This window comes from Novosphingobium sp. B-7 (assembly GCF_000410615.1).
Taxonomy (GTDB): domain Bacteria; phylum Pseudomonadota; class Alphaproteobacteria; order Sphingomonadales; family Sphingomonadaceae; genus Novosphingobium; species Novosphingobium capsulatum.
The window spans coordinates 1-14,358 of record NZ_KE148334.1 but is presented as its reverse complement, the minus strand read 5'-3'; the positions used below and the strand labels follow the sequence as shown (position 1 = coordinate 14,358).

Below are 14,358 nucleotides of genomic sequence, written 5' to 3'. Positions count from 1 at the left end.
CGCGCGTCGCCAGGATTTGCCCCAGCTTGATCCAGGCCGGGCCCAGTTCTTCCAGCGCCAGGCGCACCCGGCGCGGCGTGGTGGCGGGATCGCCGTCGGGCGTCTCTGCCGCGCCGCTGCCAGGCATGAAGCGTGCCGCCAGCCAGCCGAGCCCGTGGCGGGCAAGAATGCGGGTGATATCGGCAAGGCGGGCGCTGTCGGCCGCGCGGCCAGGGAAGGGCAGGGTCATGCCAGCCAAGGTAGGGTGGCGATTGCCGCGCGCAACCTTGGGGTGCGGCATGGCTGGACTCACTCGCTAACAATTGTTAGGTTGACGAACAAGTAGGGTGCGCCAGATCGCCCTGCGGTGCGAGAGGATCTGCCATGGATGCCGCGTTGCATGCCCGCCCCGATGTGTTCGACCCGATCGAGGAAACGGCGCGCCAGGCGCCGGCGATGATCCGCTATCTGGGGGAGGGGGATTTCGTCACCCGCCGCTATGTCAGCCAGGGGGCCGAGATCAACACTGGCACTTACACCGATCACGCCGTGGTGGTGCGCGATGGCATGCCGCTGCGCGATCACTTCGCGCTCGATACCCATGGTTTCATGCTGGGCCAGCACCGTTCGGCGGTGAATGACTTTCACGATGCCGCGATGGTTGACGCGCTGTACCTGGCAGAGGTGGAAGCCCTGGTAGCGCAGTTGTGCGGGGCCAATCGCGTGGCCGCGCAAGGCTGGATGATCCGCACCTCGGCCGATCTTTCTGCCCGCGCGCGGGAAAAGGTTGCCAATTATCAGCACAATGGCGGCATCCAGCCGCCTGCGGGCGAAGCGCACGTGGACTACAATCGGCCCACGGCGCGGCGCGCGGCCCGGCGCATGCACGACCAGCGCTTTGCCGATCAGGGCGGCTATTCCCGCGCGATCTGCTTTTCGCTGTGGCGCACGTTTTCCCCAGGGCCGCAGGATTGGCCGCTGGCGGTGTGCGACGGGCGCAGCGTGGGTGAGGCGGAAACCGCATCTAATACCCTGTTCGTGGTAGATGAATTTCCCGAAGGCGACGCGCTGACCGCGCCGGTGGCGGGAGAGGAAAACATGATCGCGGCGACCATCTTCCGCTATTCGCCCGCGCATCGCTGGTGGTATTTTGCCAATATGGCGGCCGATGACGTGCTGCTGTTCAAGTTCAACGACAGCGACGAGAGCGTGACCTGGCGCTGCCCGCACACTGCCTTCCACGATACCAGCCTGCCCGATCCGCGCGTTCGCAGCAGTATCGAGGTGCGTTGCATCGCCTATTTTGACTGACGTTTGGCTGGGGGTGTGTGCCAACATTCCCTCACCCCGGCCCCTCCCGCAGGCGGGAGGGAAGGTTTGCGATCCAGTGCAACGCGTTTGTGACCAAAGTTTGGCTTGGGGGCGCTTAACCAATTCGCCCTGTCATTCCAGGCGCGGCCTGTGCCAAAGGCGGCGCCATGACCAGCCCATCGCTCACCCATCTCCAGCGCCTTGAAGCCGAGGCGATCCACATCATGCGCGAAGTCGTGGCCGAGGCGCAGGCGCCGGTCATGCTCTATTCGGTGGGCAAGGATAGCGCGGTGATGCTGCACCTGGCGCGCAAGGCGTTCTATCCCGCGCCGCCGCCGTTTCCGCTGCTGCATGTGGACACCACCTGGAAATTCCAGGACATGTATGCCTTGCGCGATCGCATGGCGCGCGAAAGCGGGATGGACCTGCTGGTCTATCAGAACCCGGAAGCGCAGGCGCGCGGCATCAATCCGTTCGATCACGGCGCGCTCCACACCGATATGTGGAAGACCGAGGGCCTCAAGCAGGCGCTGGACCTCTATGGCTTTGACGCGGCGTTTGGCGGCGCCCGGCGCGATGAGGAAAAGAGCCGCGCCAAGGAGCGCATCTTTTCGTTCCGCACCGCCAGCCATGGCTGGGACCCCAAGAACCAGCGGCCCGAGCTGTGGAATCTCTATAACGCCCGCAAAAACAAGGGCGAGAGCATCCGCGTCTTTCCGATCAGCAACTGGACCGAGCTGGACATCTGGCAATACATTCACTTGAACGACGTGCCGATCGTGCCGCTCTATTTTGCCGCGGTGCGCCCGACCTATGAGTGGGACGGGCAGCTGTTCATGGCCGATGATATCCCGCGCCTGGAAAAGGTGCTGGGCTATCGGCCCGAGATCGTCGAGCGGTCCATCCGCTTCCGCACGCTGGGCTGTTTCCCGCTGACCGGCGCGGTGGAAAGCAGCGCGGCGACGTTGCCCGAAGTGATCCAGGAAACCCTGCTGACCACCACCAGCGAGCGCCAGGGCCGCGTGATCGACAAGGATGCTGGCGGCGCCGGCATGGAAGTGAAGAAGCAGCAGGGGTATTTCTGATGACCGATCCGGTTTACGTCACCGATGCCCTGATCGCGCAGGATATCGACGCCTATCTCGATACCCATCAGCACAAGACCATGCTGCGCTTCATCACCTGCGGGTCGGTGGACGATGGCAAGTCCACGCTGATCGGGCGGCTGCTCTATGATTCCAAGATGATCTTTGAAGATCAGCTGGCGGCGCTGGAAAACGACAGCAAGAAGGTGGGCACTCAAGGCCAGGCGATCGATTTCGCGCTGCTGGTCGATGGGCTTGCGGCAGAGCGGGAGCAGGGCATCACGATCGACGTGGCCTATCGCTTCTTCAACACCGAAAAGCGCAAGTTCATCGTCGCCGATTGCCCCGGGCACGAACAATACACCCGCAACATGGTGACCGGCGCCTCTACCGCCGACCTCGCGGTGATCCTGATCGATGCGCGCAAGGGCGTGCTGGTGCAGACCCGGCGCCATTCCTACCTCTGCCATCTCCTGGGCATCCGCAACATCGTGCTGGCGGTCAACAAGATGGACCTGGTCGATTACAGCCAGGCCCGGTTTGACGAGATCGTGGCCGAGTATCGCGCCTTTGCCAGCAGCATCGGCATCGAGGCGTTCACCGCGCTGCCGATCTCGGGCTTTGCCGGCGACAACGTGACGGCGCCTTCGGCCAATACGCCGTGGTACACCGGGCCTTCGCTGATTGCCCACCTGGAAACCGTTCCGGTGCGCGGGGCCGACGATCTGGCCCGCCCGTTCCGCATGCCGGTGCAATGGGTCAACCGCCCGAACCTGGATTTCCGGGGCTTTTCCGGCCTGATTTCCAGCGGCAGCGTCAAACCAGGCGATAGCGTGCGCGTGTTGCCTTCGGGCAAGACCAGCACCGTGACGCGGATCGTCACGCTGGAAGGCGATCTGGACCAGGCGCAGGCCGGCCAAGCCGTAACCCTGACGCTGGCCGATGAAATCGACTGCTCGCGTGGAGACGTGATCGCGCTCGCCGACAATCCGCCCGAGGCGGCCGACCAGTTCGAAGCGACGCTGGTGTGGATGGCTGATGAAGCCTTGACGCCCGGCCGTGCCTATTGGCTCAAGCTGGGGACACAGACCGTTTCGGCCACGGTGCGGGCGCCCGAATATGTCGTCAATGTCAACACCATGGAGCGCCTGGCGGCCAAGACGCTGGAACTCAACGCGATCGGCGTTGCCGAGGTGGTGACCGACAAGGCGCTGGTGTTCGAACCCTATGCGCAAAGCCGCACGCTGGGCGGGTTTATCCTGATCGACAAGATCACCAACGCCACGGTCGGCGCCGGCATGCTCAATTTCAGCCTGCGCCGCGCCCAGAACGTGCACTGGCAGGCGCTGGACGTGACGCGCAAGGCGCATGCCGCGCTCAAGATGCAGGAACCGGCGGTGCTGTGGTTTACTGGGCTGTCCGGCTCGGGCAAATCGACCATTGCCAACCTGGTGGAAAAGAAGCTGCATGCCCTGGGCAAGCACACGTTCCTGCTCGATGGCGACAATGTCCGCCATGGCCTGAACAAGGACCTGGGCTTTACCGACGCCGACCGCATCGAGAACATCCGCCGCGTGGGCGAAGTGGCCAAGCTGATGACCGATGCCGGCCTGATCGTGCTGACCGCGTTCATCAGCCCGTTCCGCGCCGAGCGCGAACTGGTGCGCAGCCTGCTGCCGGCGGGTGAGTTCGTCGAGGTGTTCATCGACACCCCCCTGGAAGAGGCGGAAAAGCGTGACGTGAAGGGCCTGTATAAAAAGGCGCGCAGCGGACAGCTCAAGAACTTCACCGGGATCGACAGCCCTTATGAACGGCCCGAAAATCCCGAAATCCGGGTGGACACCACGCGCGAAAGCCCCGAAGACGCCGCCGAGCGGATCGTGGAGCGGGTGATCGGCGCGTGGATGCCGGTGATCTGACCGGATCGCAGGGGGGAAGGCGAATGGACGATCTGGCGCTGGCGCGGCATCTGGCCGCTGAGGCGGGGCGCATCCTCATGGATTTGCGCGCCGCCGGCACGCACGAGGGCAAGGCGCTGGGCTGTGAAGGCGATGCGCGGGCCAATGCCTTTCTCATGGCGCAGATCGCGCAGCACCGTCCCGACGATGGCGTGCTGAGCGAGGAAACGGCCGACACGCCGGCACGGCTTGGCAAAAGCCGTGTGTGGATCATCGATCCGCTGGACGGCACGCGCGAATATGGCGAAGGCCGCGCCGATTGGGCGGTGCACGTGGGCCTGGCGATCGATGGCAAGGCCGTGCTGGGCGCGGTGGCGTTGCCGGGAGAGGACCTCGTGCTCGACAGCGGCGGGGTGGGCGTGATGCCCGCCATGGCCGCCGTGCCGCGGCTGCTGGTCAGCCGGTCGCGCCCCGCGCATGAAGCGGTGGAAGTGGCCCGCGCGATTGGCGGCGAACTGCTGCCGATGGGCAGCGCCGGGGCCAAAGCCATGGCCGTGGTGCGCGGCCAGGCGGAAATCTATCTGCATTCGGGCGGTCAGTATGAATGGGACAACTGCGCGCCCGTGGCCGTGGCGGGCGGCGCTGGCCTGCATGTCTCGCGCATCGACGGCGCGCCGCTGGTCTACAACAACGCCGATACCTGGCTGCCCGATGTTTTGATCTGTCGGCCTGAATGGGCCGACAGGGTGCTTGAGGAAGTTGCCCGGATCGGCGATTGACGCAGCGCAGCGATAACTTTGACCCAGGCGAGGACCCCATGATCGATCCCAAGCATTTCCGCACCGTTCTGGGCGCTTACCCCACCGGCGTTTGCGTGATCACCTCGGTCGACGAGGCGGGCGTGCGCACGGGCCTGGTGGTCGGTTCGTTCACGTCGATTTCGCTTGATCCGCCGCTGGTGGGCTTTTTCCCTGACAAGCGATCGAGTTCCTGGCCGCGGATTGCCGCCACCGGACGGTTTTGCGTCAATGTGCTGGGCGCCGACCAGCTGGACCTGTGCCGCCGCTTTGCCGCCCGCGCCGACGACAAGTTTGCCGAACTGGCCCATGGCCACACGCCGTCCGGGCAGCCGCTGCTCGACAATGCGCTCGCCTGGATCGACTGCCGCATCGAGCGGGTGGACGATATCGGCGATCACTGGCTGGTGGTCGGCGCGGTTGAGGCGCTGGATGCGCGGGCCGGGGGAACGCCGCTGCTGTTTTTCCGTGGCCAGTATCACGATGCGGTAGAGATCGCCCAGGGGGTGTGATTGCCCGCGCATGGCCACCAATTTGCGCCATTTCCGCGCTAATTGTGGCGTGGTTGACGCGGATCAAAGCGGACCCCACGCGATCGGCCTAGACCGGAAATCGCCGAAGGGAACAGGTCTTTCCAACCCGGACAGCCTGTTCGTTTCGCGTGATTTCTCCCCAACTCGGGCGGCATGCCTTGCTTGCCGCCCCCCTTTTCGTTGGGGTGGCCTTATCACACTTTGGTCTAATAAGGCCGTGTCTTGTCATTGTCTTGGCGCGCGCAAGATGGTAATTGCACGGCCATGTCTTCTTGCGAAACCTGCGTCGTCCGCAACCGGGCCATCTGTGCCGGACTCGACAATCAGGAGATTGTCGCGCTCAATGCCATTGGGCGCCGCCGCAGCGTGTCTGCTGGGGAGCCGTTGATCTGGGAAGACGACGATTCGCTGCTGGTCGCCAATGTGATCGATGGCGTGCTCAAGCTGACGACGAGCACCGAGGATGGTCGCGAGCAGATCGTGGGTGTGGCCTATCCGTCCGACTTCATCGGGCGCCCGTTTGGTCAGACGAGCAAGGCCAGTGTCGTGGCGCTGACCGATGCGCGGGTCTGCGTGTTCTCGCGCAATGATTTCGATCGCTTTGCCCGCAGCCATCCCGAGTTGGAGCACAAGCTGCTGGAACGCACCCTGGCCGAGCTTGATCGCACGCGGTCGTGGATGATGCTGCTGGGCCGCAAGACGGCGCCGGAAAAGATCGCGACGTTCCTGCTGGAAATGTCGGATCGCCTGGCCGAAACCGGCTGCACCCCGATCACGCGCGGCCCGGCCAAGCGCTTTACCCTGCCGTTCTCGCGCCAGCAGGTGGCCGACGTGCTGGGCCTGACGATCGAGACCGTCAGCCGCCAGTTCACCAAGCTCAAGAACGAGGGCGTGATCGACCTGCCGGCGCGCCGCGACGTGGAAATTCTCAATCGCGCCTCGCTGGTGGCGCTCGCCGGCTGATCCAGCCGCCGCGCCGATCACACGATCAGCAGGCGATGTGGTGAACCGGACAGCGCCTTGCGCCGATCCGGCCACCACATGCCCGTGATTTGCATGGCCGATCAGCTTTCCGGCATGGCCGCAGCGCGCAGCGCATAGGCGCCGGTCTCGCCATTGTTCGCGCTGGTCACGCGGACGATATAATCGCCTTCCGTATCCGGCGTGAATGCAATGAACGCGTTCTTGCCGCCGCCGCTGTCATCATCCTGGGTGATCGGCTGGTCGGTCGTCTTGCCTTGCGCATCGAAGATCTGCAGCACCGGGTCGATCGCGTCGCTCTTCAGGAAGAACAGCATGGTCTGGCCGCTGTTGACGTGGAAGATGAACTCGTCCTCGTACTTGCCGCGGATTTCGCCATCAGACGCTTCCAGCGTGCCGCCATAGGTTTCCAGGCGCAGCGCTGTGGTGCTTTGCGGCTTTGCCTTGATCGGGGCGGGCAGGGGGCGCACCTCGCGCAAGGTCAGCTTGTAGTCCGCGCCGGGCTTGGCGCCGTCCACGGCCTTGACGCGGACGCGATAGGTGCCGCTGCGCGTCGGGGAAAAATCGAGCAGCGCGTTGTTGCCTTCGCCGCCGTCATCATCGTCGGCGATCACCTCGGCATCGGGATCGGTCAGCGTCATGGCCGGATCGAACGCCTCGGAATCCACGCCGATTTCGTAGCGTTTGCCCGCAGTCAGCTGGATCGGATAGCTGGCATAGATTTCGCCATCGCGGGGATTGCGGCGATCGAGCTTGCCGGCATAGGTAATCGCCTGTGCGCGCTGCGCCAAAGCCTGTTCCACGCCACCGCTCTCACCGGCCAGCATGAGCCCGAGGGCGATGAGGATTTTCCGTTTAGCCTTGGCAGCCATGTATGTCGTCTCCTGCTTGCGATGGGGGCGGGCCGTTGCATTGGGCCAGAGGCGCCGGCAGCCGGACCACCCGCCTGATTTAGCATATTCTATTTATTTGAAATTTTTTGTGACGGAGACGGTCGTCTGTCAAGGCTGCGGCGCACCCACGGACGTGGCTGGCGCACATGAAAACGGGCGGGCCGATACCAGGGGATCCCAGACCCTGGATCGACCCGCCCGCTGGCCCTGCATACGACGGATATGCAGGGCTGTCGGTGCAAGGGCTTAGAAGCGGTAGGCGACGCCGGCGCTGAGCACCCACGGGTCCATGCGGTGGCGCGTGGTCAGCGCTTCGGTGCCATTGGCGGTGTAGAAGTGCGCGGTGGTGCTGATCCAGTACTTCTTGGCATCGAGCGTAAGGCCAAGACCGGTCTTGGTGATCGGAATATCGATGCCACCCTGGACCACGACACCAGCATCGTTATCGAGCTTTACCCGCGTGGCACCCAGTGCCTGGGCGGTCGCGCCGGCGCGTTCGTCGATATAGAAGAACCAGGCCCCACCGGCGCCGACATAGGGCTTGATGCCGCCGGGCAGGGTGAGGTGATACTTGGCCGTCAGGGTGGCGGGCAGGATCAGCGCGTGATCGACCAGCGCGGCTCCGGCGAGCGAGCCCGCCCCGGTGACATGGTGCGCGGTAAAGCAGCAGATCGTTTCGACCGAGACGTTGGGCAGGGCGAAGTATTCGATCGCCAGCGTGGGGGTGAAGCTGTTGTTGCTGGCATCGGTCTGCGCGCCGGCGGGCAGACCGATCAGATCCTTGCGCACCGCCGTGATCTTGCCATCGGCCAGAACCGAGGTGGCCAGCACCTTGACCTGCCACTTGCCGGCCGGTGCCTCGTCGGCCGCCAGCGCGGGAGAAGCGAACGCCAGCGCCAGGGCGGCGGCACCAAGAGCTTTGCCAAGAACCTTTTTCATCACGCGTTTCCTAGTCAGATGCAGCATGCACCGCTGCAGGCTGCGCCACTGCAGGCGGCCTGCCCCTCGCAGGCTCCGTTCCCTCTGGCGTGGCACCGTCAATGGCGGGCGACGCGATTCGCTACATTGACGCAACGCAAAAAAGCGTAAGTTCCCAACAATTCGTTCACCGCACAGGTTATTTGACTCGTATCAATGTGAAAGACCGGCAATCGGCGCAGGGGCACAATCTGTAGTTAGGCATGGAAGGGAAGGGTCCATGGAACAGGTTCTGTTGCGCGCCGGCCTATGGTTTGGCGCGCTTGTCCTGGCGGTGGTTGCCTGTGCTCTGGCAGTTGACCAGGGTTTTGCGATTCATATGGCGATCTTCGGGATCGCCGCCGCCATCGCGCTGTGGGTTACCATCAGCGGCAAGAGCGTCGACAATGCAGTGCGCGGTATCCTGCGCATGCCCGATCAGGGCCGCTATGACGACGATGTGATTCGCTGGGGCGTTATCGCCACGGTTTTCTGGGGGATTGCCGGATTTACCGCCGGCCTGTGGATCGCGCTGGAGCTGACCTGGCCCCAGCTCAACTTCGGGCTGGAATGGATCAACTTCGGCCGCCTGCGCCCGCTGCATACCTCGGCGGTCATTTTCGCTTTCGGAGGCAATGCGCTGATCGCCACGTCGTTCTACGTCGTGCAGCGCACCTGCCGGGCGAGGCTGGCCTTCCCCGGCCTCGCCCGTTTTGTGTTCTGGGGATACCAGCTGTTCATCGTCATTGCGGCGACCGGCTACCTGCTGGGGATCACGCAGGGCAAGGAATATGCTGAACCGGAATGGTACACCGACCTGTGGCTGACCATCGTTTGGGTGGCCTATCTGGCGGTGTTCGTCGGCACGATCGTGAAGCGTAGCGAGCCGCACATCTATGTGGCCAACTGGTTCTACCTCTCGTTCATCCTGACCGTGGCGATGCTGCACATCGTCAACAACCTCAACATCCCGATCAGTCTGTTCGGATCGCGGTCCTACCCGATCTTTGCCGGAGTGCAGGGCGCGCTGGTGGAATGGTGGTATGGCCACAACGCCGTGGGCTTCTTCCTGACCGCCGGTTTCCTGGGCATGATGTATTACTTCGTGCCCAAGCAGGCCGAACGCCCGGTCTATTCCTATCGGCTGTCGATCATCCACTTCTGGGCGCTGATCTTCCTCTATATCTGGGCTGGCCCGCACCACCTGCACTATACCGCGCTGCCCGATTGGGCGCAGACGCTGGGCATGGTCTTCTCGGTCATGCTGTGGATGCCGAGCTGGGGCGGCATGATCAACGGCCTGATGACGCTCAATGGCGCTTGGGACAAGATCCGCACCGACCCGATCATGCGCATGCTGGTGATGAGCCTGGCTTTTTACGGCATGAGCACGTTCGAAGGCCCGATGATGAGCGTGAAGAGCGTCAACTCGCTCTCGCACTATACCGACTGGACCATCGGCCACGTGCATTCCGGCGCACTCGGCTGGAACGGTATGGTGACATTCGGCGCGCTCTATTACCTCGTGCCGCGCCTGTGGAACCGCGAGCGGCTCTATTCGCTGCGCATGGTCAACTGGCACTTCTGGTGCGCCACGCTGGGTATCGTGTTCTATGCCGCCTCGATGTGGGTGGCGGGGATCACCCAAGGGCTGATGTGGCGCGAATATGGGCCTGACGGCTATCTGGTGAACAGCTTTGCCGAAACCGTGGCCGCGCTGCACCCGATGTATGCCCTGCGTGCCTTTGGTGGCCTGCTCTACCTGAGCGGCGGGGTGATCATGGTGATCAACATCACCAAGACGATCCTGGGCCAGTATCGCACCGAAGCACCCATGCATGATGCCGCATTCGATCCCGCCAAGGATCGCCCCATCGTGGCCCAGCCGGCCTGACCGCCCGCGAGATAAGGAAACTCGAACAATGTCCAGCATTGTTGAGCGTCACAAGACGCTGGAGCGCAATGTCACCCTGCTGGCAGTCCTTGCCTTTGCCGCGGTGACGATCGGCGGGATCGTGGAAATCGCCCCGCTGTTCTGGATCGACAACACCATCGAGAAGGTGGAGGGGATGCGCCCCTACACCCCGCTGGAGCAGGCCGGCCGCGACATCTACGTGCGCGAGGGCTGCTATGTCTGCCATAGCCAGATGATCCGCCCGTTCCGCGACGAGACCGAACGCTATGGCCATTACAGCCTGGCGGCGGAATCGATGTACGATCACCCGTTCCAGTGGGGATCGAAGCGCACCGGGCCGGACCTGGCCCGCGTGGGCGGCAAGTATTCGGATGAATGGCATGTCCAGCATCTGAAAGACCCGCGCTCGGTCGTGCCGGAATCGATCATGCCGACCTATCAGTTCCTGGCCGGGCGCCCGCTCAACCAGGGCGACATGACGGCAGAGCTGCAAACGCTCTACACCACCGGCGTTCCCTATACGAAGGACCAGATCGCCAAGGCCAACGACGATCTCAAGGCCCAGGCCGACCCGGAAAACGCCACCGAGTTCAAGAAGCGCTGGCCCAAGGCCCAGGTGCGCGACTTCGATGGCGATCCCACCAAGCTGACGGAGATGGATGCGCTGGTCGCCTATCTCCAGATGCTGGGCACGTTGGTGGATGTGAATGCGCCTGCTGCCCAGGAAGACCTGGCAAAGGAGAAGGGGCGATGAGCACGTATGACGCGCTGCGCCATTTTGCCGACAGCTGGGCGCTGGTGGTGATGGGCGCGATTTTCCTGGCCCTGTGCATCTGGCCGTTCCGCCGCGGGGGCAAGTCCTCCGGCAGGGAAGCGGCCAACTCGATCTTCACGGAGGATCACGATGGCTGACAAGCGCATCGACGAGCCCACCGGCGTTGAAACCGTCGGACACGAATGGGACGGCATCGAAGAACTCAACACGCCCTTGCCGCGCTGGTGGCTGTGGACGTTTTACGCCACGATCGTTTTCGCGATCGGCTATGTGGTGGTCTATCCGGCTATCCCCGGCCGCCATGCGGCAACCGCGGGCACGCTGGGCTGGACCAGCCGTGGCGCGCTGGACAAGGACCTGAAGGCGGCCGACGCCGCCCGGGCCCAGACCCGCGCGGCGATTGCGGCGACGCCGGTGGAAAAGCTGGCGGACAATCCGCAACTGCTGCGCGCCGCGATCGAGGGCGGGGCTGCCGCGTTCAAGCAGAACTGCGTGCAGTGCCATGGCGCGGGCGCGGCCGGCTCCAAGGGCTATCCCAACCTCAACGATGACGACTGGCTGTGGGGCGGCGATATCGCCACGATCCACCAGACGCTGGAACACGGCATCCGCTATCCCGGTGACGAGCAGACCCGCGTGAGCCAGATGCCCGCATTTGGCAAGGATGGCATCCTGACCGCCGCCCAGGTGCAGGACGTGGTCAGCCACGTGCGCGTGATCAGCGGGCAGGACAAGCCCAATGCTTCGTCCACGCGCGGTGCCCAGATCTTTGCCGACAACTGCAGCGTGTGCCACGGCGCCAATGGCGAGGGTAACCGCACGGTGGGCGCGCCGCGCCTCAATGACAAGATCTGGCTCTATGGTGGCGATCGCGCCACGCTGACGCAGACCGTCACCTATGCCCGCCAGGGCGTGATGCCGGCCTGGGGGCAGCGGCTGGACCCGGTCACCATCAAGATGCTGGCCGCCTATGTCCACTCGCGCGGGGGCGGGGAAGCCCTTCCACCTGCGCCACCTGCAGCGCCTGAGGCGCCGGCAACGGCCGCCGTTGCCCAAGCAAGGTAACCCAGACCATGCCCGCTGATCCCAAGCTCAAGCTGGTAGCCTCCACCCCCGCGCCGCAAGGCGGGGGTGGGGCACCCCACGAACCATCGCTCTATGCCCGGCGCGAACCTGTTTGCCCGAGCAAGATCGATGGGCGGTTCCGGCGCTTCAAATGGGCCGTCATGGCGTTTTGCCTGGCAGTCTATTGGGGCACGCCGTGGCTGCGCTGGGATCGCGGGCCCTGGGCGCCCCACCAGGCGGTGCTGATCGACCTGGCGCATCGCCGGTTCTATATGTTCGGCATCGAAATCTGGCCGCACGAGTTCTATTTCGTGGCCGGACTGCTGATCATGGCGGGCATCGGCCTGTTCCTGGTCACATCGGCCGTGGGCCGGGCGTGGTGCGGCTATGCCTGCCCGCAGACGGTGTGGACCGATCTGTTCCAGCATGTCGACCGCCTGATCGATGGCGATCGCAACGCGCAACTGGCGCTGGACCGCGCCCCGTGGACGGCGCGCAAGGTGACCAAGCGTGTGGCCAAGTGGGCCATATTCTTGGGCCTGAGCTTTGCCACCGGCGGGGCGTGGATTTTCTATTTCGCCGACGCGCCCACGCTCCAGCGCGAATTCTGGACCGGCACGGCGCCGGGCGTCGCCTATGGCTGCGTCGCCGTGCTCACGTTCACCACGTTCTGGCTGGGCGGCTTCATGCGCGAGCAGGTGTGCGTCTATATGTGCCCCTGGCCGCGCATCCAGTCGGCCATGCTCGACGAAAAGTCGCTGATCGTTACCTACAAGGATTGGCGTGGTGAGCCGCGCGGGTCGCTCAAGCAGGCCAAGCGCCTGCCTGGCGCAGTGGGCGACTGCATCGACTGCAAGCAGTGCGTGGCGGTGTGCCCCACCGGGATCGACATTCGCGAAGGCGCGCAGATCGGCTGCATCACCTGCGGCCTGTGCATCGATGCCTGCGACCGGGTCATGGGCCAGGTCGGCCGCGCGCGCGGTCTCATTGACTATTGCACGCTCGATGATGCCGAACACGAACGGCAAGGCGGGGCAGCCAAGCCGTTGATCCGCGCGATCTTCCGCCCGCGCACGCTGGTCTATCTCGGCCTGTGGGGTGGCATCGGTCTGGCGCTGCTGTTCATGCTGGGCCAGCGCACCCGGCTCGACCTGTCCGTCGCGCGCGATCGCAACCCTGAATTCGTCCAGCTTTCCAACGGTTCGGTGCGCAATGGCTTCACCGTCAAGCTGCGCAACATGGAAGACCGGCCGCGCCAGGTCGTGCTGTCGCTCGATGGCTTGCCGCAAGGCGCGATCTATAGCGACGAGATGGACGCAGCCGCGGCGCGGCCCGCGCTGGGCTTCACCGTGCCGGCCGATACCACGCAGCGCCTGCGCATCTATGCCGTGGTGCCCAGCGGTGCCGCGCAAGAGCGGCATTTCACCTTCCGCCTGACTGCCCAGGCCCGGCCCGGCGAACAGCCGGCGCAGGATGCCGTGAAGACCGAATTTTCCGCCCCCGGCGACACCGACTAGCAAGGAGCACAGCCGATGACCCAGCATCGTCTTCCGCAGGATGCCATGCCCGCCACGCGCGTGGCCCGCCCGTTTACTGCCCGCCCGTTTACTGGCCGCCATATGGCCGCGATCCTGATCACGTTCTTTGGCGTGGTGATCATCGTCAACGTCGTCATGGCGCGGCTTGCCCTGTCAACGTTCGGCGGGGTGGTGGTGGAAAATTCCTATGTCGCCAGCCAGAACTTCAACCGCTGGCTGGGCGAGGCACGCAGCGAAAAGGCACTGGGCTTTGCCGGCAGCATCGCGCGCGACGATACTGGCGCGCTCGCCGTAGTGCTGAACGATGCGCAGGGCCATGCGATTGCCGGGGCGGCGGTGACCGCGCTGGCCGAACATCCGCTGGGCCTGCGTGATGACCTGGCGCTCAGCCTGAATGAAACGGCGCCGGGCCATTATCGCGCCGCGCTGCCTGGCGGGCGCTGGCGCATCAAGCTCAAGGTCGTGCGGCATGGCGCCACATGGCGCATGATGGGCGACGTGGGATGACCCGCGCGGCCCAGACCCTGGCGCCGGCCGATACGGCGGCACCGGCACCGCTGCACACCGCGCTGTCGGTGCCGGGCATGCATTGCGGCGGCTGCATGGGCAAGGTGGAGCGGGCGCTGGCTGC

General features: G+C 64.5%; 14 protein-coding genes and 1 pseudogene. 12 read left to right on the top strand and 3 right to left on the bottom strand.

The features are described 5' to 3' along the window. Window positions 1–280: pseudogene (locus H926_RS33245) on the bottom strand (hypothetical protein); the annotation flags it as partial. Window positions 281–363: 83 nt separating this feature from the next. Between H926_RS33245 and H926_RS0111370 the strand changes: the two are divergent. From H926_RS0111370 to H926_RS0111345, 6 genes are all read left to right on the top strand, one after another. Then, a complete protein-coding gene (locus tag H926_RS0111370; protein WP_022676408.1) occupies window positions 364–1,290 on the top strand; it encodes a CmcJ/NvfI family oxidoreductase in 927 nt (308 codons plus the stop codon). Between the two features lie 167 nt (window positions 1,291–1,457). Next, the gene (gene cysD / locus H926_RS0111365; RefSeq protein WP_022676407.1) at window positions 1,458–2,375 is read left to right on the top strand and encodes a sulfate adenylyltransferase subunit CysD; all 918 of its coding nucleotides are present in this window, start codon (window positions 1,458–1,460) and stop codon (window positions 2,373–2,375) included. Then, complete coding sequence (gene cysN, locus H926_RS0111360; protein WP_022676406.1) at window positions 2,375–4,294, top strand: sulfate adenylyltransferase subunit CysN; 1,920 nt, start codon at window positions 2,375–2,377, stop codon at window positions 4,292–4,294. Before cysD ends, cysN begins: the two co-directional genes overlap by 1 nt. A gap of 23 nt (window positions 4,295–4,317) precedes the next feature. Further along, window positions 4,318–5,052 carry a 3'(2'),5'-bisphosphate nucleotidase CysQ gene (locus H926_RS0111355; protein WP_022676405.1) on the top strand — a complete coding sequence of 245 codons (735 nt, stop codon included), beginning with the start codon at window positions 4,318–4,320 and terminating at the stop codon, window positions 5,050–5,052. A gap of 38 nt (window positions 5,053–5,090) precedes the next feature. Next, complete coding sequence (locus H926_RS0111350; protein WP_022676404.1) at window positions 5,091–5,582, top strand: flavin reductase family protein; 492 nt, start codon at window positions 5,091–5,093, stop codon at window positions 5,580–5,582. A 285-nt stretch (window positions 5,583–5,867) separates the two neighbouring features. Beyond that, a complete protein-coding gene (locus H926_RS0111345) occupies window positions 5,868–6,566 on the top strand; it encodes a Crp/Fnr family transcriptional regulator (RefSeq protein WP_022676403.1) in 699 nt (232 codons plus the stop codon). 101 nt (window positions 6,567–6,667) lie between these two features. Here the strand turns inward: H926_RS0111345 and H926_RS30820 are convergent, their stop codons facing one another. Both H926_RS30820 and H926_RS0111335 read right to left on the bottom strand, forming a co-directional pair. Further along, the gene (locus H926_RS30820; protein ID WP_082209120.1) at window positions 6,668–7,456 is read right to left on the bottom strand and encodes a PPC domain-containing protein; all 789 of its coding nucleotides are present in this window, start codon (window positions 7,454–7,456) and stop codon (window positions 6,668–6,670) included. A 267-nt stretch (window positions 7,457–7,723) separates the two neighbouring features. Beyond that, the gene (locus H926_RS0111335; RefSeq protein ID WP_022676401.1) at window positions 7,724–8,416 is read right to left on the bottom strand and encodes an OmpW family protein; all 693 of its coding nucleotides are present in this window, start codon (window positions 8,414–8,416) and stop codon (window positions 7,724–7,726) included. Between the two features lie 259 nt (window positions 8,417–8,675). Between H926_RS0111335 and ccoN the strand changes: the two genes are divergently transcribed. Genes ccoN through H926_RS0111305 form a run of 6 tightly spaced genes read left to right on the top strand, consistent with a single transcriptional unit; the run spans window position 8,676 to window position 14,234 of the window. After that, window positions 8,676–10,328, top strand: coding sequence for a cytochrome-c oxidase, cbb3-type subunit I (ccoN, locus tag H926_RS0111330; RefSeq protein WP_022676400.1), 1,653 nt, complete (start codon window positions 8,676–8,678; stop codon window positions 10,326–10,328). Window positions 10,329–10,356: 28 nt separating this feature from the next. Then, window positions 10,357–11,103, top strand: a complete 747-nt coding sequence (gene ccoO, locus H926_RS0111325) for a cytochrome-c oxidase, cbb3-type subunit II (protein ID WP_022676399.1) — start codon at window positions 10,357–10,359, stop codon at window positions 11,101–11,103. Continuing rightward, window positions 11,100–11,261: a CcoQ/FixQ family Cbb3-type cytochrome c oxidase assembly chaperone gene (locus H926_RS0111320; protein WP_022676398.1), complete on the top strand. Its 162-nt coding sequence runs from the start codon at window positions 11,100–11,102 to the stop codon at window positions 11,259–11,261. The genes ccoO and H926_RS0111320 overlap by 4 nt, the downstream gene beginning before the upstream one ends. Beyond that, window positions 11,254–12,189 carry a cytochrome-c oxidase, cbb3-type subunit III gene (ccoP, locus tag H926_RS0111315; RefSeq protein WP_022676397.1) on the top strand — a complete coding sequence of 312 codons (936 nt, stop codon included), beginning with the start codon at window positions 11,254–11,256 and terminating at the stop codon, window positions 12,187–12,189. Before H926_RS0111320 ends, ccoP begins: the two co-directional genes overlap by 8 nt. 8 nt (window positions 12,190–12,197) lie before the next feature. Beyond that, window positions 12,198–13,706, top strand: a complete 1,509-nt coding sequence (gene ccoG, locus H926_RS26995) for a cytochrome c oxidase accessory protein CcoG (protein ID WP_022676396.1) — start codon at window positions 12,198–12,200, stop codon at window positions 13,704–13,706. A 15-nt stretch (window positions 13,707–13,721) separates the two neighbouring features. Further along, window positions 13,722–14,234 carry a FixH family protein gene (locus tag H926_RS0111305; RefSeq protein ID WP_022676395.1) on the top strand — a complete coding sequence of 171 codons (513 nt, stop codon included), beginning with the start codon at window positions 13,722–13,724 and terminating at the stop codon, window positions 14,232–14,234. The last annotated feature ends 124 nt before the right edge of the window (window positions 14,235–14,358 follow it).